We start from the raw sequence: 24985 nt of genomic DNA, 5'->3' as shown, positions 1-24985 counted from the left end.
CGGCCGAGCCGGGCCTCGCGTGGGGAAGGCGGTGCGCCGGCCGTGTCTCCCGGACGTGGGGGCGCGCGTTTCCGGCGGAGGACGGGCGGAGCGGATGTGGGGCGCCCGGGTTCAAAGTCTGTATCGCCGCATTCTTGCACATCCATGTGTCATGCCGCCAAGAGGTATCAAGCCGGAAACTACGGCCAAGTTCCCCGCGCCGGTCTCTTCTCCCGCAGCGGCAGCGGGATTTTTGGCGCGATGGTGCCCGCCGTGGGGCAGCGCTGGCGGCGTTCGCCCATTTGTGAGCTGTCCTCAAGTCACCGTCGCGCGGGGCGGCGGCCCTGTATCGGCAAATACTTAGCCGGCATGTCAAGCCCGCTTACGTAGTTTCCGAGGCTGTTGCAGTGCACGCGCCGCGGCTAGGTTGCGGCGGCTGCGAAGGATCGGCCGACCGGGGATCCGCTGCCGCGTTTCGGCCGTTTCGGCAGGGCGCGGACCGTGTGACGCGGACGTCGTTCGGCGCGGTCCTGCGGGTCGATGCCCTGGCGGTGCGGGTCCGATGCTATCGTTCAGCTGAGAGATCAAAGGCGACACGAAAATGGCAGAGACGGTCCTGAAGCTTGTCAGCGACACGAACGCGCCCGCCCCGGCTCCGCTGCCGGCACCTGCGTCCGCCGTGCCCGCTCCGGCGCATGAAATTCCGCTCCAGCTGCCGGCCGCGTGCGGGGATGTCGATCACGAGGGCCTGCGCCTGTTCGACCGGCGCGTCGGTGCCGCCATCGCGGAGATGACCGGCGGCCTCTCGCCGGCGGCGCTCGCGCTCGCTTATACCGATTGGGCCCTGCATCTGGCCTCCGCCCCCGGCAAGCGCACGGAACTGGCATTGAAGGCCATGTTCGGCGCGCGCGAATTCGCCGCCCACATGCTCAATCCCGCCGCGCCGACCGCGTTCGAGGCCGAAGGCCCGGTCACCGGCGACGAGCGGTTCCGCAACCCGGGCTGGAGCCGCTGGCCCTATTCCATCTGGCGCGAAGGCTTTCTGCGGACCCAGCAATGGTGGCACGAAGCCACGTGCAACGTGCCCGGCATGGCGCCGCATCATGCCGACGTGGTGTCCTTCACGGCGCGTCAATTGCTCGACATGGCCTCGCCCGCCAACCTGCCGTTCGCCAATCCCGAGGTGGTGCAGAAATCGGTGGCCAGCGGCGGGGCGAATTATGTGGCGGGCGCCAAGAACCTGATGGAAGACCTCGCCCGCAAGCGCGCCCACAAGCCGCCGCTCGGCGCGGAGGCGTTCAAGGTGGGCCGCGATGTCGCCGCGACGCCGGGCAAGGTGGTCTATCGCAACCGGCTGGTGGAGCTGATCCAATACAGCCCGTCGACGCCGGGCGTGTATCGCGAGCCGGTGCTGATCGTGCCCGCCTGGATCATGAAATATTACATCCTCGATTTGTCCCCCCACAATTCGCTGATCCGCTATCTGGTAGGGCAGGGGCACACGGTGTTCGCGGTCTCCTGGCGCAATGTGACCGCCGAGGATCGCGATCTCAGCTTCGAGGATTACCGCCATCTCGGCGTCGCGGCCGCGCTCGATGTCGTCAGCGCGGTGGTGCCGGGCGAGAAGATCCACGCGGTGGGCTATTGCCTCGGCGGCACGCTGCTCACGGTGGCGGCGGCGGCCATGGCGGACGCCGGGGACACGCGCCTCGCCTCCATGACCCTGTTCGCGGCGCAGACCGATTTCACCGAGCCGGGCGAGCTGGAATTGTTCATCGACCACAGCCAGGTGAGCCTGCTGGAGGACATGATGTGGGATCGCGGCTATCTGGATTCCAGCCAGATGGCCGGCGCTTTCCAGCTGCTGAAGTCCAACGATCTGGTCTGGTCGCGCATGGTGCATGATTATCTCATGGGCGAGCGCTATCCCATGAACGATCTGATGGCCTGGAACGCCGACGCCACCCGCATGCCCTACAAGATGCATTCGGATTATCTGCGCAAGCTGTTCCTGGACAATGATCTCGCCTCGGGCCGCTATGTGGTGAACGGGCATCCGATCGCGATCCAGGACATCCGCGTGCCGATCTTCACCGTGGGCACCGAGCGCGACCACATCGCGCCGTGGCGCTCGGTCTATAAGATCCACTATCTCACCGACACCGATGTGACGTTCGTGCTGACCAGCGGCGGGCACAATGCCGGCATCGTCAGCGAGCCGGGCCATCCGCACCGCCAGTTCCGCCTGCGCGAGAAGGGTGCCATGGACCCTTGCCTCGGGCCCAGCGAATGGTTCGCGGCGACGCCCGCGCAGCCGGGCTCCTGGTGGCCGGCCTGGCAGGGCTGGCTGGCGCAGCGCTCGTCCCAGGGCCTTGTCTCTCCCCCGCCCATGGGCGCGCCGGGCGCGGGCTATCCCCCGCTCGACGACGCGCCCGGCACCTATGTCCTGCAAGCGTGAGATCCATCATGAACGCGCCTTTGCTGCTGAACCGCACGTTCGACGAGCTGAACGTCGGCGATTCCGCCTCGCTGACGCGGGTGGTCAGGAATGAAGACATCGAATTGTTCGCCGCCGTCTCCGGCGACGTCAATCCGGCCCATCTCGACAAGGCCTATGCCGCCACCGACATCTTCGGCCATGTGGTGATCCACGGCATGTGGACCGGCGGGCTGATCTCCACCCTGCTCGGCACCGAATTGCCGGGGCCGGGCACCATCTATCTCGCGCAGGACCTGCATTTCAGGAAGCCCGTGGCGCCCGGCGACACCATCACCGCCACCGTCACGGTGCTGGAGAAGAAGCCCGAGAAGCGCATCGTGCTGCTCGACACGCGCTGCGTGAACCAGACCGGCGTCGATGTGCTGACCGGTACCGCGACCGTGATCGCGCCGTCTGAAAAGCTCGCCTTGCCGCGCATCGCCGTGCCCGAGGTGCTGTTGCGCGGCGGCGAGCGTTATTCCGAATTCGTCCAGCGCGCCCGTTCCCTGCCGCCCATGCGCGTGGGCGTGGTGCATCCCTGCAGCGTCGAGGCGCTCCAGGCCGCCATCGAGGCGCGCGACGAGGGGTTGATCGATCCCATCCTGATCGGCCCCGAGCACAAGATTCGCGCGGTCGCGGAGAAGGCCGGCATCTCGCTCGCGGGGCTGCGCATCGAGGCGGTGGAGCACAGCCACGCCGCCGCCGTGCGCGGCGCGGCGCTGGCTGCCTCGGGGGAATGCGCGGCGCTCATGAAGGGCAGCCTGCACACCGACGAATTGCTGGGCGCGGTGGTCGCCGCCGCCTCCGGCCTGCGCACCGAGCGGCGCATCAGCCATGTCTATGCGCTCGACGTGCCGTCCTATCCCAAGCCGCTGATCGTCACCGACGCGGCCATCAACATCGCCCCGACCCTGGAGCAGAAGCGCGACATCTGCCAGAACGCCATCGATTTGCTGCACCGCCTCGGCATTCCCGAGCCGCTGGTCGCGGTGCTCGCGGCGGTGGAGACGGTGAACCCGGACATGCCGGCCACCATTGATGCGGCGGCGCTCACCGTCATGGCGGCGCGGGGCCAGATCACCGGCGCCAAGGTGGACGGGCCGCTCGCCTTCGACAATGCCATCAGCCTCGATGCCGCGCACATCAAGCAGATCGTCTCGCCCGTCGCCGGGCAGCCGGACATCCTGCTGGTGCCGAACCTGGAGGCCGGCAACATGCTGGCCAAGCAATTGATCTATCTCGCTGGCGCCGATGCCGCCGGGCTGGTGCTCGGGGCGCGCGTGCCGATCATCCTCACCAGCCGGTCGGATGCGCTGAAGGTGCGCCTCGCCTCGGTGGCGCTGGCCAAGCTCTCGGTCGCCGGCCAGCCCAAGCTCGACGGGGTGACGCTGTGAGCGACCATATCCTGCTGACCTTCAACCCCGGTTCCTCGACCCTGAAGATGGGCCTGTTCGCGGTGGAGGGCGACCAGGCCCGCCGGCTCGGGCGGGGCATCATCGATTTGCGCCGCAGCCCGCTGGTGCTCAGCGTCAGTGAAGGCGGGGAGGCGCGGGACATCCGCCTGACCTCAGCCGTCACCGAGGATTTGCGCGAGGTGATCGACGAGACGCTGCGCTGGCTGGTGGCGCATTTCGGCGTCGCCGGGCTCACGGCGGTGGGGCACCGGGTGGTGCACGGCGGCGACCGCTTCGGCGGCCCGGCGCTGGTGGATCACGAGACCTTCAAGGGCATCGAGAGCCTGACGCCGCTCGCCCCCCTGCATCAGCCGCAGAGCGTGCGCATCATCAAGGCGCTGTACCATCTGCGGCCGGACCTGCCGCAGGTGGCCTCCTTCGACACCGCCTTCCATCGCACCCAGGCGGATGTGGTGCGCCGCTTCGCCTTGCCGCGCGAGATGTTCGATGCCGGGGTGAAGCGCTACGGCTTCCACGGCCTGTCCTATAAATACATCGCCCGCGAGCTGGGCCGGCACGATCCGACCTTCGGCGGGCGGGTGGTGGTTGCCCATCTCGGCAGCGGCGCCAGCCTGTGCGCGCTCTCCGGCGGCATCAGCCGCGACACCTCCATGGGCTTTTCCACCCTCGACGGCATCCCCATGGCGACGCGCTGCGGCACGCTCGATCCGGGTGTCGTGATCCATATGCTGAAGCAGGAAAAGCGCCCGCTGGAGGAGGTGGAGGACATTCTCTACCACCGCTCCGGCCTGCTGGGAGTCTCCGGCATCAGCGCCGACAGTCGTGCGCTGCTGGCCTCCCATGCGGAGGAGGCGCGCGAGGCGCTCGAACTCTTCACCTTCCGCATCGCGCGCGAGACGGCGGCGCTCGCCACCACGCTCGGCGGGCTCGACGGGTTCGTCTTCACCGCCGGCATCGGCGAGCACCAGGGCGAAATTCGCAGCGCGGTGGCGGCGCGCCTCGGCTGGCTCGGCATGAAGCTGGACGAAGATGCCAATGCCGCAAACGCGGCGCTGATCTCCGCCATCGACAGCAAGGTTCAAGTCTTCGTCATCCCCACCGACGAGGAACAGGTGATCGCCGACGAAGCGGTCGGCATCATCCAGCATCTGGAGCCCGTGCGATGAGCGCCATTGTCGATCTCACCGGAAAGCGCGGCCTGGTCGTCGGCATCGCCAATGCCGAGAGCATCGCCCACGGCTGCGCGCGCGCGTTCCATGGCGCGGGGGCGGAACTGGCCGTCACCTATCTCAACGAGAAGGCGATCCCCTATGTGCGCCCGCTGGCGGAGGGCCTGGAGGCCTCCATCATCGTGCCGTGCGACGTGCGCATTCCCGGCCAGCTGGAAGCGGTGTTCGCCACCATCGAGCGGCAATGGGGCAGCCTGGATTTCGTGTTCCATTCCATCGCCTTCGCCCCGCGCGAGGATCTGCACACCGGCCTTGTGAACTGCTCCGCCGAGGGGTTCGCCATGGCCATGGACGTGTCGTGCCATTCCTTCATCCGCATGGCGAAGCTGGCGCTGCCGCTGATGAAGACCGGCGGCGCACTGCAGACCGTGAGCTTCTTCGGCAGCGAGCGGGTGGTCGACAATTACAACCTCATGGGTCCGGTGAAGGCCGCGCTGGAATCCACCGTGCGTTATCTGGCGGCCGATCTCGCTGCGGCGGGCATTCGCGTCCACGCCCTGTCCACCGGCCCGGTGCAGACCCGCGCCGCGTCCGGCATCGAGCGCTTCGACGAATTGCTGGACAAGGTGCGCGCCCGCACGCCGGCGAACCATCTCGTGTCCACCGAGCAGATCGGCAAGGTGGCGGCTTTCCTGGTGAGCGAGGCCGGGGCGCCGCTCACCGGCTCCGTGGTCTATGCCGACGCGGGTTTCCATATCGTCGCCTGACTGGCGGTGAAGGGTTTCGGGACGCCATGGCCGCACAGGGCAAACCCTTCTGGACCGTGCCGGTCGCGGCGATGCTCACCGGGCTCGGCTGCACCGCCGATGGCCTGAGCACGGGCGCGGTCGAGGACCGCCGTACGCGGTATGGTGCCAATGCCGATAGCCAGCCCCGGAAGGTGGGGCCGGTCCGCGCGATCATGCGGCGGCTGGCGGAGCCGCTCTCGCTGATCCTTCTGGCCGCCGGCGCGGTTTCGGTCGCGACCGGCGATGCAGTGGGCGGCACCATCATTCTCGCCATTCTCGGCCTCTCCATCGTGCTCGACACGGTGCAGGAGGGGCAGGCGCTGAAAGCCGCCGAGATGCTGCGCCGCTCGGTCGCCGTGAAGGCGGAGGCGAAGCGCGACGGCGCCTTCATCGCGGTGGACGTGGGCGCGCTGGTGCCCGGCGATCTCGTGCGCATCCGGGCCGGAGACATCATTCCCGCCGACGCGCGGGTGCTGGAGGCGAACGCTTTCACCTGCGATGAAGCCGCGCTCACCGGCGAACCCTATCCGGTGCGCAAGCAGCCGGGTGTCATCGCCTCCGCCCTGGCGGCGGACGCCGACAATGCGGTGTTTCGGGGCGCGGTGGCGCAGACCGGGGAGGCGCTGGCGCTGGTGGTCCACACCGGCCGCGACAGCCTGTTCGGCGAGGCCGCCTCCGCGCTCGCGGAAGCGCAGACCCCCTCGCCCTTCCAGCGCGACCTGCACGCCTTCGGTCTGCTGACCGCGCGGCTCACGCTCGCTTTGGTGCTGCTGGTGCTGACGGCGCACATGCTGTTCGGCCGGCCGGTGCTGGAATCCCTCATGTTCGCGGTGGCGCTGGCGGTGGGGCTCACCCCCGAGCTTCTGCCCATGATCACCACCGTGACGCTCTCGCGCGGCGCGCTGCGCATGGCGGCGCGCAAGGTGATCGTGAAGCGGCTCGCGGCGATCCATGATCTCGGCGCCATGAACGTGCTGTGCACGGACAAGACCGGCACCCTCACCGAAGCCCGCGTCACGCTGGCGAAAAGCCTCGATCCCGCAGGCGCCGAGGATCCGCGCGCCGCCACCCTCGCCGCCCTTGCCGCCCATCTCGGCGGCGATCGCGGAGCGCTCGACGCGGCGCTGCTGGACTGCCGGCACGATCCGGCGGCGGGCTGGGTGATGGAGGAGGTGCGTGCCTTCGATTTCTCCCGCCGCCTGGGTTCGGTGCTCGCGCAGGGGCCGGACGAACATCTGCTCATCGTGAAGGGCGCGCCCGAGGCGGTGCTGAAATTGTGCGCCACCCGGCGCGACGGCAGCGCCATGGACGCGGCCGCGCAGGGGCAGGCGCACGCCCTGGTCCAGGCCTTGGCGGGCGATGGATTGCGCGCGGTGGCGGTGGCCTCTAAACCCTGGGCCGGCGCGCCGCGTGAACTGACCGCCGAGGATGAAGCCGGGCTGGTGTTCGAGGGCCTGTGCGCCTTCGCCGATCCGCCCAAGGCCACCGCCGCCGCCGCCATCGCCCGCCTCGCCAAGGCCGGGGTGCGGCTGAAGATCCTCTCCGGCGACGATCCGGTGGTGGTGAAGCGCCTCGCCGGCCTGGTCGGGCTGAAGGCGGACGAAGTGCTGTCCGGCGCCGATGTGGCGGCGCTGAGCGACGCCGCGCTGGCGGTGCGGGTGCGGCAGGTGGATGCCTACGGTCGCCTGTCGCCAGACCAGAAATCGCGCATCGTCAAGGCGCTCCAGGCGCGCGGCGCGGTGGTGGGGTTTCTCGGCGACGGCATCAATGACGCGCCGGGGCTCAAGGCCGCCGATATCGGCCTCTCGGTGGAGGGCGCCACCGGCGTCGCCCAGGCGGCGGCCGACATGATCCTGCTGGAGAGCGATCTCGGCGTGGTGGCCGACGGCGTGGAGGAGGGGCGGCGCACCTTCGTCAATATCCTCAAATATGTGCGCATGGCCGCCAGCTCCAATTTCGGCAACATGCTCTCCATGGCGGCGGCCTCCCTGTTCCTGCCCTTCCTGCCCATGCTGCCGACTCAGATCCTGCTCAACAATTTGCTCTACGACCTCTCGGAAATCGGCATCCCGTTCGACCGGGTGCGGCCTGAGGCGCTGGCGCGGCCGCAGGTGTGGGATATGTCCGGGCTGGTGCGGTTCGCGGCCATCATGGGTCCGCTCTCCTCGGTGTTCGACCTCCTTACCTTCGGCGGCCTGATCTTCCTGTTCCACGTGACGCCGGATGCGTTCCGCACCGCCTGGTTCCTGGAATCCATGGCGACGCAGATCCTCGTCATCTTCATCATCCGCACCCGCGCGCGCCCCTGGGCGGACTTGCCCCATCCGCTGCTCGCCGCCTCCTCGCTCGGAGCCTTGTTGGTAGCGATGGCGCTGCCGTTCACGCCGTTCGGCGCCTGGTTCGGCTTCGCCTTGCTGCCGCCTTCGCTGCTCGGCGCATTGGCGCTGTTGGTCGTCGCCTATCTCGCCATGGCCGAGGGGCTGAAGCGCTTCGCCATGAAACGGGGGTAGGGGGTCTGCTTTCCTCCAGCCGGCACGGCGTGTCGCAAACGCGATTCCCTGCCGGAAAGAAGAAAGCTATAGGAGCGCAGGCCCGCGCGGCGGGCGGTCACATCTGCGGAGAACGCCATGAAGACGCGCGCTGCGGTCGCCTGGGAAGCCAAGAAGCCCCTCACCATCGAGACCATCGAGATCGGCGGCCCCAAGGCGGGCGAAGTGCTGGTGGAGATCATGGCCACCGGCGTGTGCCACACCGACGCCTATACGCTCGACGGGCTGGATTCGGAGGGCAAGTTTCCCGCCATTCTCGGTCATGAGGGCGCGGGCATCGTGCGCGAGGTCGGCGCGGGCGTGACCTCGCTGAAGGTCGGCGACCATGTGATTCCGCTCTACACGCCGGAATGCCGGCAGTGCAAGACCTGCCTCTCCCAGCGCTCGAACCTGTGCACCTCCATCCGCGCCACCCAGGGGCAGGGCCTGATGCCGGATCGCACCAGCCGCTTCTCCTGTGATGGCGGCGAGATCTTCCATTACATGGGCTGCTCGACCTTCTCCAATTTCACCGTGCTGCCCGAGATCGCGCTGGCGAAGGTCCGCGAGGACGCCCCCTTCGACAAGATCTGCTACATCGGCTGCGGCGTCACCACCGGCATCGGCGCGGTGGTCTATACCGCCAAGGTGTGGCCGGGCGCGAACGTGGTGGTGTTCGGCCTCGGCGGCATCGGCCTCAACGTCATCCAGGGCGCCCGCATGGTGGGCGCCGACAAGATCATCGGCGTGGACATCAATCCCGCCAAGGTCGAGATGGCGAAGCGGTTCGGCATGACCCATTTCGTCAACCCGCGCGATGTGGGCGCCGACAAGGTGGTCTCCGCCATCCAGGACCTGACCGACGGCGGCGCCGATTTCTCCTTCGACTGCACCGGCAATGTGGATGTGATGCGCCAGGCGCTGGAATGCTGCCATCGCGGCTGGGGCACCTCCATCGTCATCGGCGTGGCGCCGGCGGGGGCGGAAATCTCCACCCGGCCGTTCCAGCTGGTCACCGGCCGCAATTGGCGCGGCTCGGCCTTCGGCGGGGCGCGCGGCCGCACCGACGTGCCGAAGATCGTCGACTGGTACATGGAGGGTAAAATCCAGATTGACCCCCTCATCACCCACACCATGCCGCTGGAGGAGATCAACACCGCCTTCGACCTGATGCACGAGGGCAAGTCGATCCGCTCGGTGGTGCTGTTCTGATGGAGACCCTCTCGCAGGCGAAGGCGTTCGGCGGGGTGCAGGGCGTCTATCGCCACGCCTCGGTGGAAACCAAATGCCCTATGACCTTCGCGGTCTATGTTCCGCCCCAGGCGGAGCAGGGGCCGGTGCCGCTGCTGTGGTATCTCTCCGGCCTCACCTGCACCCATGCGAACGTGATGGAGAAGGGCGAATATCGCCGCGCCGCCGCCGAGCATGGGATCATGATCGTGTGCCCGGACACCTCGCCGCGTGGTCCCGATGTGCCGGATGAGCCGGACAATTGGCAGTTCGGCTCCGGCGCCGGCTTCTATCTCGACGCGACCCAGGCGCCTTATGCGGAAAATTACCGTATGGCGCGCTATGTGGCAGAGGATTTGCCGGCGCTGATCGCCGCGCATTTCCCCGCCGATATGGCCCGCCAGGGCATTTTCGGCCATTCCATGGGCGGGCACGGCGCGCTGACGCTGGCGCTGAAAAATCCCGGCCGCTTCCAGAGCTGCTCGGCCTTCGCGCCGATCGTGCAGCCGAGCACGGCCGGCTGGTCGCGCCCGGCGTTCGAGAAATATCTCGGCGCGGATGAGGCGGCATGGCGCGCCTATGATGCCTGCGCCCTGATCGCGGACGGGCACCGCTTTCCCGAACTCCTGGTGGACCAGGGGGCGGCGGACGGATTTTTGCAGGAGGGATTGCGGCCCTGGCTGCTGGAAGAGGCGTGCGCCAAGGCGGGCATTCCGCTCACCCTGACGCTACGGGATGGCTACGACCATTCCTATTATTTCATCTCCACCTTCATGGCCGACCATGTGGCTTACCATGCGGAACGCTTGAAGGCGTAACGCCGCCGCGCGGGCGCTGCGGCGGCTCCGCGCAAAATACGGGCTTCCCCCGGATCGCGGGGGTTCCTCCACGAAGCGGGAGTTTCCCCGATCCGCGGGGGCTCAATAGCCGAGGTGCGGATCCACCCGGTTGAGCACCTCTTGCCCCGCGCGCACCCGGCGGATGTTTTCCGCGATCTGCGCCGCCGCCGATTTGGGAATGGCGACCGAGGCGAGATGCGGTGTGATGAGCACGTTTTCCATGGCCCAGAGCGGGCTTTCGGGCGGCAGCGGCTCGTGGGCGAACACGTCCAGCGTGGCTTCGCCGATCTGCCCGGACTGAAGCGCGGCGATCAGCGCCTCCTCGTCCACGATGGGGCCACGGGCGACATTGATGAAAGTCGCGCCGCGCGGCAGCTGGGAGAGGCGTTTTGCGTCGATCAGGCCGTGGGTTTCCCCCGTCAGGGGCAGCATCACCACCAGAATCTCGCATGACCCAAGGAAAGATTCGAGCGAATCAAGCCCGTGGAAGCAGGTGATTCCCGGCAAATCCTTGGCGGAACGGGACCAGCCGCGCACATTGAAGCCCTGGCGGGCCAGTTCGTGCGCTGCCATGGCCCCCAATTCGCCGAGTCCCAGCACGCCGACGGTCATCTCGTCCGCCGTGCGGGGGTGCACATAATGCCAGCGGTGGGCCCGCTGGGCCTTCTCGAAAGTGGGGATGTTTCGCGCGTGACGTAACACCGCCATGAGCACGAACGAGGCCATCATGCGGCCCATGTCCGGGTCCGAGACGCGGGTGATGGGCACGTTCGGCAGATCATCGCGGGCCATCAGCGCATCGACCCCGGCCCCCAGGTTGACGACCAGTTCAAGGTTTTGAAATTCATTGAAAAAACCGTGTGGCGGCTTCCATACCAGGGCGTATCTTACCTCCGCCGGATCGCCCGTATCGGGCGCGATCCGCACGTCGAGGTCCGGCATCTGGTCACGCAAGGCCTGCGCCCAGGGGCCGGCCACATCCACCCGGCTGTAGAATACCAAAGCCCGTTCGCCACCGCTCATGATCACCCCCGTGTATTGCCGGAAAATAACCTGCCAAGGCGTGACCCGCCACGCACCATAAGGCAGCTTCCCGCAAGCTTGCTCCTTCACGGTGCATCAGGAAGAGGCATGTGCGTTCAATCTCTGCGTGTATTTTTAGCCATATGAGAGGATAATGGCGCTCGACGAAGCAGGCGGGCCGTAACAAAAGGAAACATGGGTCTTCGCGTGGAGAGGCAAATGCCCAATCAGACCATTGAAATCGACGCCGTCACCAAAGTCACCCTCGCTGCCTTGCTCAACCTGATCCGCCTGCTTGGTGCGGAACTGGTGGCCGGCAAGCATCGAGACGATGTCGATCACCTGGAACGCGCGCTGCGCGCGAAGCTGAACTTCGTAAGGGAAGGCGTCGACAAGCACGATGCCGAGGCCGGGCTCGCCCTGGCGCACCAATTGCTGACGCCGGTGCTGCGCCAGATCCGCGCCCAGGCCAATCTCGCCGGCGGCGAGGCGCAGCCGGTGCCGCGCGAGGCCGCAGACGCGGCTGCCGCAGCGATCCCGGCCGTGAAGGCGGGGCCCGCGAAACTGTCGTCCGCCCGCGCCACGCGGGCCAAGCGCGCCAGCATGAATTGAGCCGCGCGGTCAAAAAAATTCGCGCAGGGCGGAACCCCCCGTGGCCCTGCGCGTTTTTAAGGTATCACCGCCCCCCACGGTGATACCCCAAAGCCCCGCTCTCTTCCCCCCGGAGAGCGGGGCATTTCTTTTTCCCGCCCATGGTTTCCGCCCATGGTTTCCGCACGTCTTGCCCGCCGGTCAGCCCGGCTGGGTCGCCATCCTGGGCGCGCGGCCCTCGGCCGGCCCGGTCTTGTCGACCGCTGGCGCGATCGGCGGCGCGTCCTCGTCATGGACCAGCAGTTCGTGGATGAATTGGAGCTTCTGCGTCACCGGCAGCGAGAGGACGAAGGGATAGAGGTCCGGCTGGCCCATGGAGCGATTGATGGAATTCACCGCCACCGTGAGGGGCACGAAGGCTTCTACCAAGTCCTCGGCGCTGGGCGCCTGGTAGGGCTTGAAATCCACCTCCAGCGCCAGCTCCGCCGCCTTGCGGATCTTCGGCCGCAGCTTGATGCCGAACGCGCCGGCGGTCTCCAGCGCGTCCACCATATGTACGTAATGCGCCCAGGTCTCGGCGAAATCCTCCCACGGATGGGCGGTGGCATAGGAACTGATGAAGGCGCCCTGCCAGCCGGGCGGCGGCCCCTGATCGTAATGGCGCTGGAGCGCCTCGCCATAATCGGCCCGCTCGTCGCCGAACACCGCCCGGAAGCCGTCGAGCTTGCCGCCGTCGCGCACCAGGCGGTCCCAATAATAATGGCCCACCTCGTGACGGAAATGGCCGAGCAGGGTGCGGTAGGGCTCCTTCATGCTGGTGCGGCGCGCCTCGCGCTCGGCATCGTCCGCCTCGGCGATGTTGATGGTGATGATGCCGTTGTCATGGCCGGTCAGCACCCGTTCCTGATCGCCGCTCGGCATGGTGACGTCGGCGAGGAAATCGAAGGCAAGGCCGCTTTCCGGCTGTTCCGTGCGGTCCGGCATGGGCAGCCGCCAGCGCAGCAGGGAATAGAACAGATGGTGCTTAGCCTGCTCCATCTTGCGCCAGCGCGCCAGATTCTCCTCGATCGACAGGTCCGGCACCGTGCGATTGTGGCGGCAGGCTTCGCAGGTGGTGCGGCCGGCATCGGCCGGGATCAGCCAGTTGCAGGCGTCATATTGGGCATTGTCGCAGAACAGATAGGGGCGCCCGCGGTCCGCGAGCACGCTCCAGGCCGCGCCATCCGGCTCCACGGCGGAGACGGTGTTCTTTTCCGGCAGGTAGCCAAGCCGATATCCGCAATTCACACAGAACCGATTGTCGAAATGCACCGGGTTGCGGCAATTCTGGCATTCGAAGAGCTTCATGGGCAGGGGCCTCGAACGGTCAGGCGGTGGAGCGGGCGCGAGAACCGCTGCCGGCACCCGTCTAAGGACGACGCAGCCATGCTTCGGTTCCAACCGCAAGCGCCATCGGGCGTATTATGGCGCATTCGCGTCCAGCGCCCCGGTGCAGGTGATGTGAGATGGGTGCGAGACGGCGATGCCCTCGGCGGCCCCGCTTCAGCCCGCCCGCTTCAGCCGACCAACGGGTCCTGCTGGCGGTCCGGCTCGGTTTCCATGGCCGAGGTTTGCGCACGCGCGGGTGAGGTGTTTTCCACCGGCCCGCGAAACAGCATCGAAACGCCAACCATGGCCCCGATCACGATGAGCACCGGATAGGACAGCGTGGCCCAGACCAGCGATGAGCGCAGGGTGAGATGGCCGAACAGCCGCAACACCATGCCGATGCTGGCGGGTGCGCTCACAAATCCCAGGATGCCGAGCGCGAATTTGGCGCGTGGAAGGAAGGCCTCCCGCGCCTTGCCGCCCGCCTCCCGTGCGCCCGCCTTGGGTGCGTCCGTCGTCCCCATCCACGGCTCTCCCGCACCCGGCGCGGCGCGGCGGGTGTTCCGCGCTTTTTATGCGACGCGCAGCATGGCGCCAATATGGCGAGGCTTGCGGCCGCGCGCTTGCGCCGGCTTTTCAAGCGGCGGATTTGTGCTTAGACCGAAAAGCCAGGGTATTCGGGACGCTTGAAAATGAAGCTGTTTGGGCATGCGGTGCGGATTCCGAGCCGGGTGGCGGAAGTCGGCTGGCTGTTCGACCAGGAGAAGGGCACCTTCATCTGGGACGCGCCGCGCAAGGTGGTGCGCGAGGAGCCTGCCGCGCGGCATCCCAAGTCGGTGCGCTATTGCCCGGCGGTGATCGACCATGACGCCCGCCTGTTCGAAGTGGTTTCCCCCATCGACATGCACCTGCGCTTCCTTGTGGACGAGAAGACCCGCGTCCCGAGCCTGGTGAACGGCGCGGGCGACCAGTCGAACATCCGCGCCAAGCATCTCGGGCAGATGATCAGCCTCGTTTCGGCGAAGGAATGGCGCCATCCCGAGCGGCCGATCCTCCAGCTCATCACGCCCTATGTGTTCGTGGCCGACGAGCCGATCTATATCAACCAGCTACCGCCCTTCAATCATTACCGGCCTAACCCGCTGCCTGGGCTGCTGATTGGCGGCCGGTTCCCAATCGAGAACTGGCCGCGCCAGCTCATGTGGGCGTTCGAGTGGCACGAGCCGAAGAAGGACATCATCATCAAGCGCGGCGAACCGCTGTTCTACGCGCGGTTCGAGACCGTGGACCCCTCGCGCCCGATCCGCATGGTGGAGGCGGAGATGACGCCGGAGCTGCGGCGCCACATCGACGGCATGTCGGGCGTCACCAATTATGTGAACCGCACCTTCTCGCTGTTCGACGTGGCGCGCCAGCGCCGGCCCAAGAAGCTGCTGACCAAGAAGAGCTGAGCCAGCCTGCGGCGCTTTCGCCTCGCCCCCTCACCAGCCCGCACGCGGGCGACCTCTCCCCGGCGGGGAGAGGTGGAGCGGGGAGAATGTTCCCCCTCACCCCGACGGGGAGAGGGCTGGGGTGAGGGGGCAGCCTCGCCACCCACACCGCCATCTCCCGGCACAGCGCGGCGTTCCCCCTCACCCGCCCGCAAGCGGGCGACCTCTCCCCGGCGGGGAGAGGTGGGGCCGGAGGGTATTTTCCCTTTCGCCGATGGGGAGACGTGGGGCCGGAGGGTGTTCCCCCTCTCCCCGCCGGGGAGAGGGTTGGGGTGAGGGGGCAGCCTCGCCGCCCACACCGCCGTCTCCCGGCACAGCGCGGCGTCCCCCCTCACCCGCCCGCACGCGGGCGACCTCTCCCCGTCGGGGAGAGGTGGGTCAGAGGAAATCGGGGGAAATCTCCCCCTCTCCCCGCCGGGGAGAGGGCTGGGGTGAGGGGGCTCCCGCCCCGTCACGCGATGGTGAGGCTGATGCTTGCCACGCCCGCGACGCCGCCTTCCAGCACATCGCCGGAGACGGTGGGGCCAACGCCGGCCGGGGTGCCGGCGAAGATCAGGTCGCCCGGCTCCAGGCGGAACAGGGTGGAGAGGGTGGCGATCATTTCTGGCACCTTCCAGATCATCTGGTTGAGGTCGCCATCCTGGCGCAGCTGGCCGTTGACGTTGAGCCACACCCGCCCGGCATCCGGATGGCCGATGCGATCCGCCGGCACCAAAGCCGAGCAGGGGGCGGATTGCTCGAACGCCTTGCCCACTTCCCAGGGGCGGCCCATCTTCTTGGCTTCGCCCTGGAGGTCGCGGCGGGTGAGATCGAGGCCGACGCCATAGCCATAGACCAGGTCGAGCGCCTGTTCGACCGGCACATCCTCGCCGCCGCCCTTCAGCGCCACCACCATTTCCACCTCGAAATGCAGGTCGGACGTGCGCTTGGGATAGGGAATGGTGGACCCGCTCGGGATCAGATTGTCCGGGTTCTTCTGGAAGAAGAACGGCGGCTCGCGATTGGGATCGTGCCCCATCTCGATGGCGTGGTCGGCGAAATTGCGCCCGACGCAATAGATGCGGTGCACCGGGAAACGGTCTTGCGAGCCCTCGACGGCGAGGCTCGGAACGGCGGGGGCGGGGATGACGAAGGCCATGGAACGCTCCTTCAGAGGCTCCCCGGCTTAAACGCGGCTTCGGCGTTTGGAAAGAGGCGCGGCGCCGGGGATCCTCAGATCCCGGGCGCCGCACGCAACGTCATGTCGCCGGCTTATTCGGCGGCGGCGGTGAGGCCGATGGGGCAGGACACGCCGGTGCCGCCGAGCCCGCAATAGCCCATCGGATTCTTGGCCAGATACTGCTGGTGATCTTCCTCAGCGTAATAGAACGGGCCGCCGTCGCGGATCTCGGTGGTGATGGGGCCGTAGCCCTTCGCCTTCAGCGCCGCCTCATACGCGGCCTTGGAGGCCTCGGCCTCGGCCCGGCGCGCCGCGTCGGGCACATAGATGCCGGAGCGATACTGCGTGCCGATGTCATTGCCCTGGCGCATGCCCTGGGTGGGGTCGTGGCTTTCCCAGAACACCTTGAGCAATTGGGCGAAGCTCACCTGCGCGGGATCATAGGCCACCAGCACGCCTTCGGTATGGCCGGTGCGGCCGGAGCACACTTCCTGATAGGTCGCGTTGGGCGTATGCCCGGCCACATAGCCGACGGCGGTCACATACACGCCCGGCACCTGCCAGAACTTGCGCTCCGCGCCCCAGAAGCAGCCGAGCGCGAACACCGCGGTCTCGATGCCCGCGGGGAACGGGCCCTTCAAGGCTTTGTGATTGACGAAATGCGCGGGCGCGGTCTTCACCGCCTCGGTGCGGCCGGGCAGGGCTTCGGTGGCGGTGGGCAGGTCCAGGGACTTCTTCGACCAGAACATGGCGGGCTCCTCGTCTGCGCCGCGCATCGCCGGGGTTCGGCAGCGCCGGGCGCTCGTGGGGTGAAGGAGGCCGTCGCGACCGCCTAGAACGAACCGGGCTGACCGTGCGCCCGCAGCTCGTCCGGCATGGGCTCGAACGTCTCGCGCTCCAATATGGGGATGATGAGGCGATTGCGCGAGGGGGAGGGTTCGCGCGGTTGGGTCGGCTAGTTGGCGATGAAGCGCGAGCGCTGGCGCACCCGCCCGATGGCGAGGAAGAGAAAGCCGATGATCGCCAGCAGCAGGAACAGCGGCAGGCCGAGCACCGGCAGCGCCGCATCGCTCCAGGCCCAGGGCGAGAGCGCCGCAATCTTGGCCTGGGCGGCCGCGAAGCTCGCGGGGGAGAGCGCGGTCCAGGCATCCTGGGTGGAGGTGAGGATCAGCCGGCTCGAGGCGATGGAGCGCGTTCCATCCACCACCAAAGCGACGAAGCCGCCGGCCAGGATCCAGAAGCCGAAGAAGCGGAACAGGAAGCGGAACATCGCGCCTCGCGCTGGCACGTCCGGCGCGGGAGGCGCGCGGTTCGATGCCCCTTCCTAGCGCACTCGGCGGCGAGGTTGAACCAGGACCGGCGCAAAAGCGGACGCGCCGGATTCATCCGAGGTGCAACTTCGCCCGAATTGGCGGTGTCGAGCGCCGCAAAGCCGCGGAGACGCGTCACGAAACCCCTGTTCGTCCGTGCTAAGTCCATGTTTCACGTGAAACATTTTTCGCCGGAGCGCGCATTTGCGGGCGCCATCCGGTTCTGCAGCCAGGGCTTTGGGCGGGTTCGGCAAAAAAGGGGATGGCGCATATTCGTGACTTGAGGCCCCTTGAAGCGGAGGCGCAGGTTTGCTCCTATTGGGGCATGAGTACGGGCCTCATCGAGATACGTCGCGCGAAGCCCCAGGACGCCCCCGCCATCGCGGACGTTCATGACAGCGCTTGGCGTTCAGTCTATCGCGGCCTCATCCCCGGCCTGGAGCTGGAGCGGATGGTGGAGCGGCGCGGCCCGGCGTGGTGGGAACAGGCCATCGGGCGCGGCAGCCGGCTTTCGGTGCTGATCGCCGGCGAAGGGGTGGTGGGCTATACCAATTACGGCGGCAATCGCGCCAAGAACCTGCCCTATGGCGGCGAGATCTATGAGATTTATCTGAAGCCGGTCTATCAGGGCCTCGGCTTCGGACAGCGCCTGTTCTCCGCCGCCCGGCGCGATCTGGCGCTGGCGGGGCTGAACGGGCTGGTGGTCTGGGCGCTGAAGGACAATGCCGGCGCCGTGGGCTTCTACGAATCGCTAGGAGGGCAACCGGTCGCAGCCTCCATTGAGCGCTTCGGCACGAAAACCCTGGACAAAGTCGCCTTCGCTTGGCAGCGGTAGCCGCGCCGTCCGTAAGGGCGCGAGACCCATAGCTTCAAGTGAGTGGCCCCATGCGCATCGACGCCATCAAGATTGGCAAGAATCCGCCCGACGAAGTCAATGTTGTGATCGAAGTGCCGATCGGCGGAGAGCCCATCAAGTATGAGATGGACAAGGCGTCCGGTACGCTGTTCGTCGATCGCTTCCTTTATACCGCCATGCGGTATCCTGGAAACTACGGCTTCATTCCGCACACGCTTTCTGGTGACGGTGATCCCTGCGACGTACTGGTTGCCAATACCCGCGCCATCGTGCCGGGCGCGGTCATCGCCGTGCGCCCCGTCGGCGTGCTGCTGATGGAGGACGAGGGCGGCTTCGACGAGAAGATCATCGCCGTGCCGTCCCACAAGCTGACCAAGCGTTATGACAAGGTGGTCAATTATTCCGACCTGCCGGACATCACGCTGCAGCAGATCGAGCACTTCTTCACCCATTACAAGGATCTCGAACCCAACAAATGGGTCAAGATCGTGCGCTGGGGCGATGTCAGCGAAGCCAAGGCGCTGATCCTCGAAGGCGTCGAGCGCGCCAAGGGCGAGAAGGAACCCGCCGCCGATTGATCCGGCGCGCGGACCGTGTGATCGAGGCCGGGCGGTTTGCCCGGCCTTTTTCGTTTCAGGCGGGCATTGGCTCAGGCGGGGACCAGGACCTCCTGGAGGATCTGGCGAAGTTCCGGCAGGCAGGAGCCGCAATTGGTGCCGGCCTTGAGCCGGGCGCCGATGGCTGCGGCATCGCGATCGCCGGCCGCGATGGCGTCGGTGATGGCGCCGCGCGGCACGCCGAAGCAGGAGCAGACCAGCGGCCCGCAGGCGCCGCGCGCCCCGGCCCGCCGGCCCGAGAGCAGGATGCGCCGGTCTTCGGGAGAAACCGTCTCCTCCGCGAGCAGGCCGGCCAGCGCATCCCAGGCCTGGGGCGCATCGGCCGGACCCATCAGCAGCGCGAAGACCAGGTGCCCGTCCGCATCGAAGGCGGCGGTGCGATAATGGCCGCCTGGAAGGTCCACCAGCTCCGTGCGGTCCTCCGGCAGGTTCAGGCGCTCCACCCAGTCCGCCCAATCCTGCGGCCCGCCGGCGCCCGCGAGGCGCCAGCCGAACCCGCCTTCCAGGATCGCGCGCGCCCACCAGGAGCCCGTCGGCAAAGGCGCGGCCGAGAGATCCAGGCGGTGGCGGGCAAGCAGGAATCCCCGGCTGCGCACGGGCGCCGACGCGAGGGTGGCGGGCGTCGCCTTCAGGTCCGGCTGGCCGGAATGAGGGTCGGTGCGCTTGTGCACCAATGTGCCCACGGCCCCGTCCGAGGCATTCGCATCGCTCCAGTGGATCGGCGCGAACAGCGTGCCGATCTGTTGCCCGGCATCGATCCGCACTTCCAATGTCGCCGTGCCGTGGGCGGACGCGACGCGCGCGAGCGCGCCGTCCTCAAGGCCGAGCGGGGCCGCATCGGCAGGATGGATGGCGACGAACGGCGCGCGGATATGCCCGGCGAGGCGCGGGCTGAGCCCGGTGCGGGTCATGGTGTGCCATTGGTCGCGCACCCGCCCGGTGTTGAGCAGGAACGGGAATTCGCCGCTTCCCGCCGCCTCCACTTGTCCTGCCTCGACGCGTGCCGGCGCCACGAAGCGCGCGCGGCCGTTCGGGGTGAAGAAGCCGCCTTCGGCGAACAGGCGCGCGCGGCCCTCGCGTGCCTCCGCCGGCACCGGCCATTGCACGGGCGACAGGCTCTCATATTCGGCGTCCGACAGGGCCGCGAGGCCGGAAATGTCGAAGTCGCGCGTGCCCCCATTCTCAAAGCCCGAGAGGGCGGCATGCTCGCGGAAGATATCGGCCGGGCCGCGCCAGGCGAAGGCGGCGCCATGGCCGAGCCGCGCGGCGACTTGGGCCATGGCCCACCAGTCCGGCCGCACCGCGCCGGGCAGGGGGAGGAAGGGCCGTTGGCGGGAGATGCGCCGCTCGGAATTGGTCACCGTGCCGTCCTTCTCGCCCCAGGCGGCGGCGGGCAGCAGCACGTGGGGCGCGCAGGCGGCGGTATCGTTGCTCCCCACGTTTTCCGACAGCACGAACAGGTCCAGCTTGGCCAGCGCCGCGCGCACTTCGCGCGCCTGCGGCAGGCTCACGGCCGGATTGGTGCCCATGATCCAGAGCGCCTTGATCTCGCCGCGCGCGATGGCGTCGAACATCTGAACCGCCTTGTGCCCCTCGGCGCTGGCGATCGCGGGCGCGTCCCAGAACCGGCGCACCCGGTCCACCTCTATGGAAGAAAAGCCCATGTGGGCGGCGAGCTGGTTGGCGAGCCCGCCCACCTCCCGCCCGCCCATGGCATTGGGCTGGCCGGTGAGCGAGAACGGCCCCATGCCCGGCTTGCCGATCCGCCCCGTGGCGAGATGGCAATTGAGGATGGCATTCACCTTGTCGGTGCCGACCGCCGACTGGTTCACCCCTTGCGAATAGCAGGTCACCGCGCGGTGGGTGCTACGGAACAGGTCGAAGAAGGCGGCGACCTCCTCGGCGAACAGGCCGGTGGCGGCGGCGGTGGCGGCGATGTCCGGGGTCAGGGCGCGCGCGGCCTTGAGTGTCTCGGCGAAGCCTTCGGTGTGGGCGTTGATGAAGGCGTGGTCGAGCGCGCCGGTCTTCTCCAGATGCACCAGCAAGCCGGAAAACAGCGCCACATCGCTGCCGTGGGCGATCGGCAGGAACAGGTCGGCTTCCTCGCCGGTGGCGGTGCGGCGCGGGTCGATCACCACCAGCTTGGTGCCGCGCGCCGCGCGCGCTGCCACCATGCGGCGGAACAGCACCGGATGGCACCAGGCGGTGTTGGAGCCGGTGAGGATGATGAGGTCGGCTTCGTCCAGATCCTCATAGGCGCCCGGCACGGTGTCGGAGCCGAACGCCCGCTTGTGCCCGGCGACCGAGGAGGCCATGCACAGGCGCGAATTGGTGTCCACATTGGCCGTGCCGAGGAAGCCCTTGGCGAGCTTATTGGCGGCGTAATAATCCTCGGTCAGCAATTGGCCGGAGAGATAGAAGGCCACCGCCTGCGGCCCGTGCTGGTCGATGACGGCACGAATTCCGTCCGCCACCCGGTCGAGCGCGGCGTCCCACGGGGCTTCCGCCAATAGTCCGTCGGAACCGCGCATCATGGGGTTAAGCAGGCGGGTGTCGAGCGCCAGCGTCTCGCCCAACGCCGCGCCCTTGGAGCATAATCGCCCGAGATTGGCGGGATGCGCCGCATCGCCGGCGATCAGCGCACCGCCGCGCCCGTCCGGGGTCGCCTTCACGCCGCATCCCACCCCGCAATAGGGGCAGGTGGTGGCGATCGCGGGGGCGGAGGAAAGAGCGTTCATGGCCGGCGCTTTCTCAATAGACGTCAGCCTGATAGCGGCCGGCTTTCTTCAACTCGGTGATGAAGGCGCGGGCTTTCTCGAGATCCATGCCGCCGTGCTGCGAGGCGACATCGGCGAGCGCCAGTTCCACATCCTTCGCCATGCGCTTGGCATCGCCGCAGATGTAGAAGTGCGCGCCCTCCTTGAGCCAAGCCCACAGTTCCGCGCCATGCTCGCGGATGCGGTCCTGGACATAGATTTTCTCGGCCCCGTCGCGCGACCATGCGGTCTCCAGCCGCGTCAGGCAGCCCGCCGCCTGCATCCCGGCAAGCTCGTCCTCATAGAAGAAATCACTCTCGCGCCGCTGGTGGCCGAAGAACAGCCAGTTCCGGCCCGGCGCCTTGGCCGCCATGCGCTCGTGCAGGAAGGCGCGGAACGGGGCGATGCCGGTGCCCGGCCCCACCATGATGACGCCCTTCGTCTCATCCTGCGGCAAGGCGAAGCCGTGCGCCTTCTGGATATAGGCCCTCAGCCGCGTGCCCTCCGGCACCCGTCCGCCGAGGAAGGTGGAGGCGACCCCGTGGCGCGTGCGGCCGCCAACCGCATAGCGCACCGCATCCACCGTCAGGGACAGCCGGCCGGGGGTGGCAAGCGGGCTCGACGAGATGGAATAAAGCCGCGGCTGGAGCGGCTCCAGGCATTCGATGACGGCTTCCGGGTCGGGCCTGATGCCGGGGAATTTCTCCAGCGCCGCCAGCACGTCGAGGGCGGCGGCATCGCCGTCCGGATCCTCCCCCGCCGCCAGCGCCTTCGCCTTGGTCTTGCGCGCGCCGCCGGTGATGTAGGAGATCAGATGGAACAGCGCGTCGGGCGCCGCGCCAAGGCACACTTCGCGCGCCAGAACGTCGTGCAAGGTCTTCTCGTTGATGGGGAAATCCGCCGGCGCATGGAGTGCGGCCAGCACCGCATCCACCAGGGCGGGATCATTCACCGGGAACAGGCCGAAGCTGTCGCCCACGCGGTATTCGATGCCGGAGCCCGCAAGGTCGAACTCGACATGCCAGGTCTCCTTTTCCGAGCCCGCCTTGTTGAGGCGCGAGCGGCCGAGGAAGACGACTTCGCCGGGGTTCTCCCGCGTGCCGAGCGGCACTGAGGGAAGGGGCGCGGCGGGCTGCGCTTGCGGAGCGGCGCCGCCGGGCGCGGCGGGGGCGCCGTCCATCTCCGCCGCCAATTGCTTGAGCATGCGCAGGGTTTCCTTGCCGCCCGGCGCGCACAGATTGAGCTTGGTCTCGGTGCCGTCCGCGATGGCCTTGGAATAGCTCTCGCACAGATAGCCGCACTGGCCGCAATCCTGCTGCGCCATGGCTGCCATCATGCGGCGGGGCAAAGCTTTTCCCTCGGCCAGCTTCATGCGCTCGTCGAGCGGCAGGGCGGCGTCGTGCCAGGGCGCGCCGTCATCTTCCTCGCCCGCCGGGCCTGCGCCCGCGAGCAGGGCCGCGCTCTCGTCCGGGGAGAGACTGGTCGCCCCGACGTCGGAGGAGAAGACGCCGGCGAAGAAGCCGTTCAGCCAGGAGCGCTGCTCGGGCGTGAAGGGGGCGCTTTCCGGTAGAAAGGGCACGACAGCCCTTGGCGAGGTTTGGGGCGGGCGGGTCTGGAGGGTCATTCCGCGGGCTCCGCAGCGACGAGGGATTTCAGCTGTTCCGCATCCATGCGGCGAGTGAAGGCGGCGAACGGCTCGCCCGCCGTGCGATGGCCGAGCCAGGTTTTCAGGAGCTTCTCGACCAGCACCGGGGCATCTTCCGCCTTCACGTCGCGGAACAGCTCCTCGGCGATGGCGGCATCGGTGCCGAACCCGCCGCCCACCAGCAGGTGATAGCCGTCCACCGTATCGCCCTCCTCATTGAGGGCGACGCGCGCGCCGATCAGGCCGATGTCGCCGATATAATGCTGGGCGCAGCTGTTGTGGCAGCCGGTGACATGGATGTTCACCGGCTCGGCGAGCGCCACGCGCGGGCCGCAATGGGCGCCGATGGCGAGCGCCGTGCCCTTGGTATCGGCGGCGGCGAAGCGGCAGCCTTTCGAGCCGGTGCAGGCGACGATGCCGGCCTGAAGCGCGCTCGCCTCGGCGGTGAGGCCGATGTCCGCGATGGCGGCCTTGGCCTCGTCCACGCGCGCGTCGGGAATGCCGGACAGCAGCAGATTCTGCCACACGGTCAGGCGGATATCGCCATCGCCCAGGCGCACCGCGAGATCGGCGAGCGCGTGCATCTGCGCCACGCTGATGCGCCCGACGGGCAGGCCGATGCCGATCCAGTTCAGCCCCGCCTGTTTTTGGGGATGCACGCCGAGATGGGCCATGCGGTCCGCCTGCGGGCGCGGCAACACGGCTTCGGCGGGGAGGCGCAGCAGCTTTTGGTCGAGCTTCTCTTCCACGGCGGCGAGGAATTTCTCGAAGCCCCAGGCATCCAGCACATATTTCAGCCGCGCCTTCTTACGGTCGGTGCGATCGCCGCTGTCGATGAACACGCGCACGATGGCATCCGCCACGCGGGTCGCGTCCTTGGGCTCCAGGATCACCCCGGTGTCGCGGGCGAAATCTTTGTGGCCGGTGATGCCGCCGAGCGCGAGGCGGAACCACACGCCCGGTTCCGCGCCGAAGCCCGCGCGCACCTCCACCGCCTGGAAGCCGATGTCGTTCGTGTCCTCCAGCGCGCCGATGCGCCCGGCGCCGTCGAACGCCACATTGAACTTGCGCGGCAGGCCATACATGGCGCGGGTGTTGAGAATGTAATGGTGCCATTCCCGCGCATAGGGGCGGGTGTCGAGCAATTCCTGCGGGTCGATGCCGGCGGTGGGCGTGCCGGTGACGTTGCGAATATTATCGCCCCCGGCACCCTTGGCGGTAAGGCCGAGATCCACCAGCTTTTCCAGCAGGATCACCCCGTCGGCGGCCGGGATCTCGCGGATTTGCAGATTGGCGCGGGTGGTGACGTCGCAATAGCCGCCGCCATGGTCGCGGGCGATATCGGCGATGCCCCGGAATTGCCAATGGGTGAGAATGCCATTGGGCATGCGCATGCGGCACATGAAGCTGTCTTGCGCCGGGGCCACATAGAACAGGCCGTTGTATTTCCAGCGCAGGATGTCCGGCCCCTTGGGGAATTCGCCCGCCTGGGCGGCGTCCTTCATGCGGGCATAGCTGTCGAGGCCCATTTCCTCGCGCTTGGCCTTTTCCTCGGGCGTGAGCTTCCGGCCCTCGGCCTCGGTGCGGGCCATGGCCGTGTGGCTGGCGGCATCCGGGCCGGTGGGCTCGGCGGCGGGCGTGGCAGGGCTGGAGCCGGGCGCGCGCGCCACACGCGCCACCTGCGCGCCGGAGACGAAGCCTTCGAGATAGCGTTTCTGGTCGATGGTGAAATCGCCGCCCATG

20 protein-coding genes are annotated in these 24985 nt (G+C 67.9%); 11 read left to right on the top strand and 9 right to left on the bottom strand.

Annotation, left to right across the window (positions count from 1 at the left end; all coding sequences use genetic code 11):
- Positions 1–580: 580 nt before the first annotated feature.
- From V5G24_RS20645 to fghA, 7 genes are all read left to right on the top strand, one after another.
- The gene (locus V5G24_RS20645) at positions 581–2437 is read left to right on the top strand and encodes a PHA/PHB synthase family protein (protein ID WP_394083753.1); all 1857 of its coding nucleotides are present in this window, start codon (positions 581–583) and stop codon (positions 2435–2437) included.
- A gap of 8 nt (positions 2438–2445) precedes the next feature.
- Positions 2446–3852 (top strand): bifunctional enoyl-CoA hydratase/phosphate acetyltransferase, encoded by a 1407-nt coding sequence (locus tag V5G24_RS20640; RefSeq protein ID WP_394083755.1) that lies wholly within the window; start codon positions 2446–2448, stop codon positions 3850–3852.
- Positions 3849–5039 carry an acetate/propionate family kinase gene (locus V5G24_RS20635; RefSeq protein WP_394083757.1) on the top strand — a complete coding sequence of 397 codons (1191 nt, stop codon included), beginning with the start codon at positions 3849–3851 and terminating at the stop codon, positions 5037–5039. The genes V5G24_RS20640 and V5G24_RS20635 overlap by 4 nt, the downstream gene beginning before the upstream one ends.
- On the top strand, positions 5036–5809 hold the full coding sequence (gene fabI / locus V5G24_RS20630; protein ID WP_394083759.1) for an enoyl-ACP reductase FabI: 774 nt from the start codon (positions 5036–5038) through the stop codon (positions 5807–5809). Before V5G24_RS20635 ends, fabI begins: the two co-directional genes overlap by 4 nt.
- Positions 5810–5835: 26 nt before the next feature.
- Positions 5836–8340 carry a magnesium-translocating P-type ATPase gene (gene mgtA, locus V5G24_RS20625; RefSeq protein WP_394083761.1) on the top strand — a complete coding sequence of 835 codons (2505 nt, stop codon included), beginning with the start codon at positions 5836–5838 and terminating at the stop codon, positions 8338–8340.
- Between the two features lie 117 nt (positions 8341–8457).
- Positions 8458–9570, top strand: coding sequence for an S-(hydroxymethyl)glutathione dehydrogenase/class III alcohol dehydrogenase (locus tag V5G24_RS20620; RefSeq protein WP_394083763.1), 1113 nt, complete (start codon positions 8458–8460; stop codon positions 9568–9570).
- Positions 9570–10406, top strand: a complete 837-nt coding sequence (gene fghA, locus V5G24_RS20615; RefSeq protein WP_394083765.1) for an S-formylglutathione hydrolase — start codon at positions 9570–9572, stop codon at positions 10404–10406. Before V5G24_RS20620 ends, fghA begins: the two co-directional genes overlap by 1 nt.
- A 102-nt stretch (positions 10407–10508) precedes the next feature.
- On the opposite strand, the gene V5G24_RS20610 is transcribed toward fghA, so the two are convergent.
- A complete protein-coding gene (locus tag V5G24_RS20610; RefSeq protein ID WP_394083767.1) occupies positions 10509–11450 on the bottom strand; it encodes a 2-hydroxyacid dehydrogenase in 942 nt (313 codons plus the stop codon).
- A gap of 219 nt (positions 11451–11669) precedes the next feature.
- On the opposite strand from V5G24_RS20610, the gene V5G24_RS20605 reads away from it, so the two are divergent.
- Positions 11670–12062 carry a hypothetical protein gene (locus tag V5G24_RS20605; protein WP_394083769.1) on the top strand — a complete coding sequence of 131 codons (393 nt, stop codon included), beginning with the start codon at positions 11670–11672 and terminating at the stop codon, positions 12060–12062.
- Between the two features lie 180 nt (positions 12063–12242).
- Here the strand turns inward: V5G24_RS20605 and V5G24_RS20600 are convergent, their stop codons facing one another.
- Complete coding sequence (locus tag V5G24_RS20600) at positions 12243–13388, bottom strand: zinc-binding metallopeptidase family protein (RefSeq protein ID WP_394083771.1); 1146 nt, start codon at positions 13386–13388, stop codon at positions 12243–12245.
- Between the two features lie 209 nt (positions 13389–13597).
- Entirely contained in the window at positions 13598–13933 is a 336-nt protein-coding gene (locus V5G24_RS20595) for a hypothetical protein (RefSeq protein ID WP_394083773.1), read from the bottom strand.
- 168 nt (positions 13934–14101) lie between these two features.
- Here V5G24_RS20595 and V5G24_RS20590 point away from each other — a divergent pair, with 168 nt between their 5' ends.
- Positions 14102–14860 (top strand): hypothetical protein, encoded by a 759-nt coding sequence (locus V5G24_RS20590; protein ID WP_394083775.1) that lies wholly within the window; start codon positions 14102–14104, stop codon positions 14858–14860.
- Positions 14861–15350: 490 nt separating this feature from the next.
- On the opposite strand, the gene V5G24_RS20585 is transcribed toward V5G24_RS20590, so the two are convergent.
- From V5G24_RS20585 to V5G24_RS20575, 3 genes are all read right to left on the bottom strand, one after another.
- Entirely contained in the window at positions 15351–16037 is a 687-nt protein-coding gene (locus V5G24_RS20585) for a fumarylacetoacetate hydrolase family protein (RefSeq protein WP_394083777.1), read from the bottom strand.
- Between the two features lie 113 nt (positions 16038–16150).
- Positions 16151–16807 (bottom strand): peptide-methionine (S)-S-oxide reductase MsrA, encoded by a 657-nt coding sequence (gene msrA / locus V5G24_RS20580; protein ID WP_394083779.1) that lies wholly within the window; start codon positions 16805–16807, stop codon positions 16151–16153.
- Positions 16808–17013: 206 nt separating this feature from the next.
- Positions 17014–17328: a hypothetical protein gene (locus tag V5G24_RS20575; RefSeq protein ID WP_394083781.1), complete on the bottom strand. Its 315-nt coding sequence runs from the start codon at positions 17326–17328 to the stop codon at positions 17014–17016.
- A gap of 365 nt (positions 17329–17693) precedes the next feature.
- On the opposite strand from V5G24_RS20575, the gene V5G24_RS20570 reads away from it, so the two are divergent.
- Both V5G24_RS20570 and ppa read left to right on the top strand, forming a co-directional pair.
- Complete coding sequence (locus V5G24_RS20570) at positions 17694–18203, top strand: GNAT family N-acetyltransferase (RefSeq protein ID WP_348847490.1); 510 nt, start codon at positions 17694–17696, stop codon at positions 18201–18203.
- A 50-nt stretch (positions 18204–18253) separates the two neighbouring features.
- Positions 18254–18802, top strand: coding sequence for an inorganic diphosphatase (ppa, locus tag V5G24_RS20565; RefSeq protein ID WP_394083783.1), 549 nt, complete (start codon positions 18254–18256; stop codon positions 18800–18802).
- 71 nt (positions 18803–18873) lie between these two features.
- Here the strand turns inward: ppa and V5G24_RS20560 are convergent, their stop codons facing one another.
- From V5G24_RS20560 to V5G24_RS20550, 3 genes are read right to left on the bottom strand one after another with little or no spacing between them, the layout of a single operon-like run.
- A complete protein-coding gene (locus V5G24_RS20560) occupies positions 18874–21579 on the bottom strand; it encodes a molybdopterin-dependent oxidoreductase (RefSeq protein ID WP_394083785.1) in 2706 nt (901 codons plus the stop codon).
- 13 nt (positions 21580–21592) lie between these two features.
- Positions 21593–23221 (bottom strand): sulfite reductase subunit alpha, encoded by a 1629-nt coding sequence (locus tag V5G24_RS20555; protein WP_394083787.1) that lies wholly within the window; start codon positions 23219–23221, stop codon positions 21593–21595.
- Positions 23218–24984: a NirA family protein gene (locus V5G24_RS20550; RefSeq protein ID WP_394083789.1), complete on the bottom strand. Its 1767-nt coding sequence runs from the start codon at positions 24982–24984 to the stop codon at positions 23218–23220. The genes V5G24_RS20555 and V5G24_RS20550 overlap by 4 nt, the downstream gene beginning before the upstream one ends.
- Position 24985 lies beyond the last annotated feature (1 nt).

Source organism: Roseixanthobacter finlandensis, from assembly GCF_043195105.2.
Lineage (GTDB): Bacteria > Pseudomonadota > Alphaproteobacteria > Rhizobiales > Xanthobacteraceae > NCEH01.
Note: the sequence above shows the minus strand (reverse complement) of the source record. Positions and strands in the feature narration are given on the sequence as shown.

What these genes read in the sequence shown, in the direction of transcription:
- V5G24_RS20645 (WP_394083753.1), top strand. Translation starts at nt 581, where the DNA reads ATGGCAGAGACGGTCCTGAAGCTTGTCAGCGACACGAACGCGCCCGCC.
- V5G24_RS20640 (WP_394083755.1), top strand. Translation starts at nt 2,446, where the DNA reads ATGAACGCGCCTTTGCTGCTGAACCGCACGTTCGACGAGCTGAACGTC.
- fabI (WP_394083759.1), top strand. Translation starts at nt 5,036, where the DNA reads ATGAGCGCCATTGTCGATCTCACCGGAAAGCGCGGCCTGGTCGTCGGC.
- mgtA (WP_394083761.1), top strand. Translation starts at nt 5,836, where the DNA reads ATGGCCGCACAGGGCAAACCCTTCTGGACCGTGCCGGTCGCGGCGATG.
- V5G24_RS20620 (WP_394083763.1), top strand. Translation starts at nt 8,458, where the DNA reads ATGAAGACGCGCGCTGCGGTCGCCTGGGAAGCCAAGAAGCCCCTCACC.
- fghA (WP_394083765.1), top strand. Translation starts at nt 9,570, where the DNA reads ATGGAGACCCTCTCGCAGGCGAAGGCGTTCGGCGGGGTGCAGGGCGTC.
- V5G24_RS20610 (WP_394083767.1), bottom strand. Translation starts at nt 11,450, where the DNA reads ATGAGCGGTGGCGAACGGGCTTTGGTATTCTACAGCCGGGTGGATGTG.
- V5G24_RS20605 (WP_394083769.1), top strand. Translation starts at nt 11,670, where the DNA reads ATGCCCAATCAGACCATTGAAATCGACGCCGTCACCAAAGTCACCCTC.
- V5G24_RS20600 (WP_394083771.1), bottom strand. Translation starts at nt 13,388, where the DNA reads ATGAAGCTCTTCGAATGCCAGAATTGCCGCAACCCGGTGCATTTCGAC.
- V5G24_RS20595 (WP_394083773.1), bottom strand. Translation starts at nt 13,933, where the DNA reads ATGGGGACGACGGACGCACCCAAGGCGGGCGCACGGGAGGCGGGCGGC.
- V5G24_RS20590 (WP_394083775.1), top strand. Translation starts at nt 14,102, where the DNA reads ATGAAGCTGTTTGGGCATGCGGTGCGGATTCCGAGCCGGGTGGCGGAA.
- V5G24_RS20585 (WP_394083777.1), bottom strand. Translation starts at nt 16,037, where the DNA reads ATGGCCTTCGTCATCCCCGCCCCCGCCGTTCCGAGCCTCGCCGTCGAG.
- msrA (WP_394083779.1), bottom strand. Translation starts at nt 16,807, where the DNA reads ATGTTCTGGTCGAAGAAGTCCCTGGACCTGCCCACCGCCACCGAAGCC.
- V5G24_RS20575 (WP_394083781.1), bottom strand. Translation starts at nt 17,328, where the DNA reads ATGTTCCGCTTCCTGTTCCGCTTCTTCGGCTTCTGGATCCTGGCCGGC.
- V5G24_RS20570 (WP_348847490.1), top strand. Translation starts at nt 17,694, where the DNA reads ATGAGTACGGGCCTCATCGAGATACGTCGCGCGAAGCCCCAGGACGCC.
- ppa (WP_394083783.1), top strand. Translation starts at nt 18,254, where the DNA reads ATGCGCATCGACGCCATCAAGATTGGCAAGAATCCGCCCGACGAAGTC.
- V5G24_RS20560 (WP_394083785.1), bottom strand. Translation starts at nt 21,579, where the DNA reads ATGAACGCTCTTTCCTCCGCCCCCGCGATCGCCACCACCTGCCCCTAT.
- V5G24_RS20555 (WP_394083787.1), bottom strand. Translation starts at nt 23,221, where the DNA reads ATGACCCTCCAGACCCGCCCGCCCCAAACCTCGCCAAGGGCTGTCGTG.
- V5G24_RS20550 (WP_394083789.1), bottom strand. Translation starts at nt 24,984, where the DNA reads ATGGGCGGCGATTTCACCATCGACCAGAAACGCTATCTCGAAGGCTTC.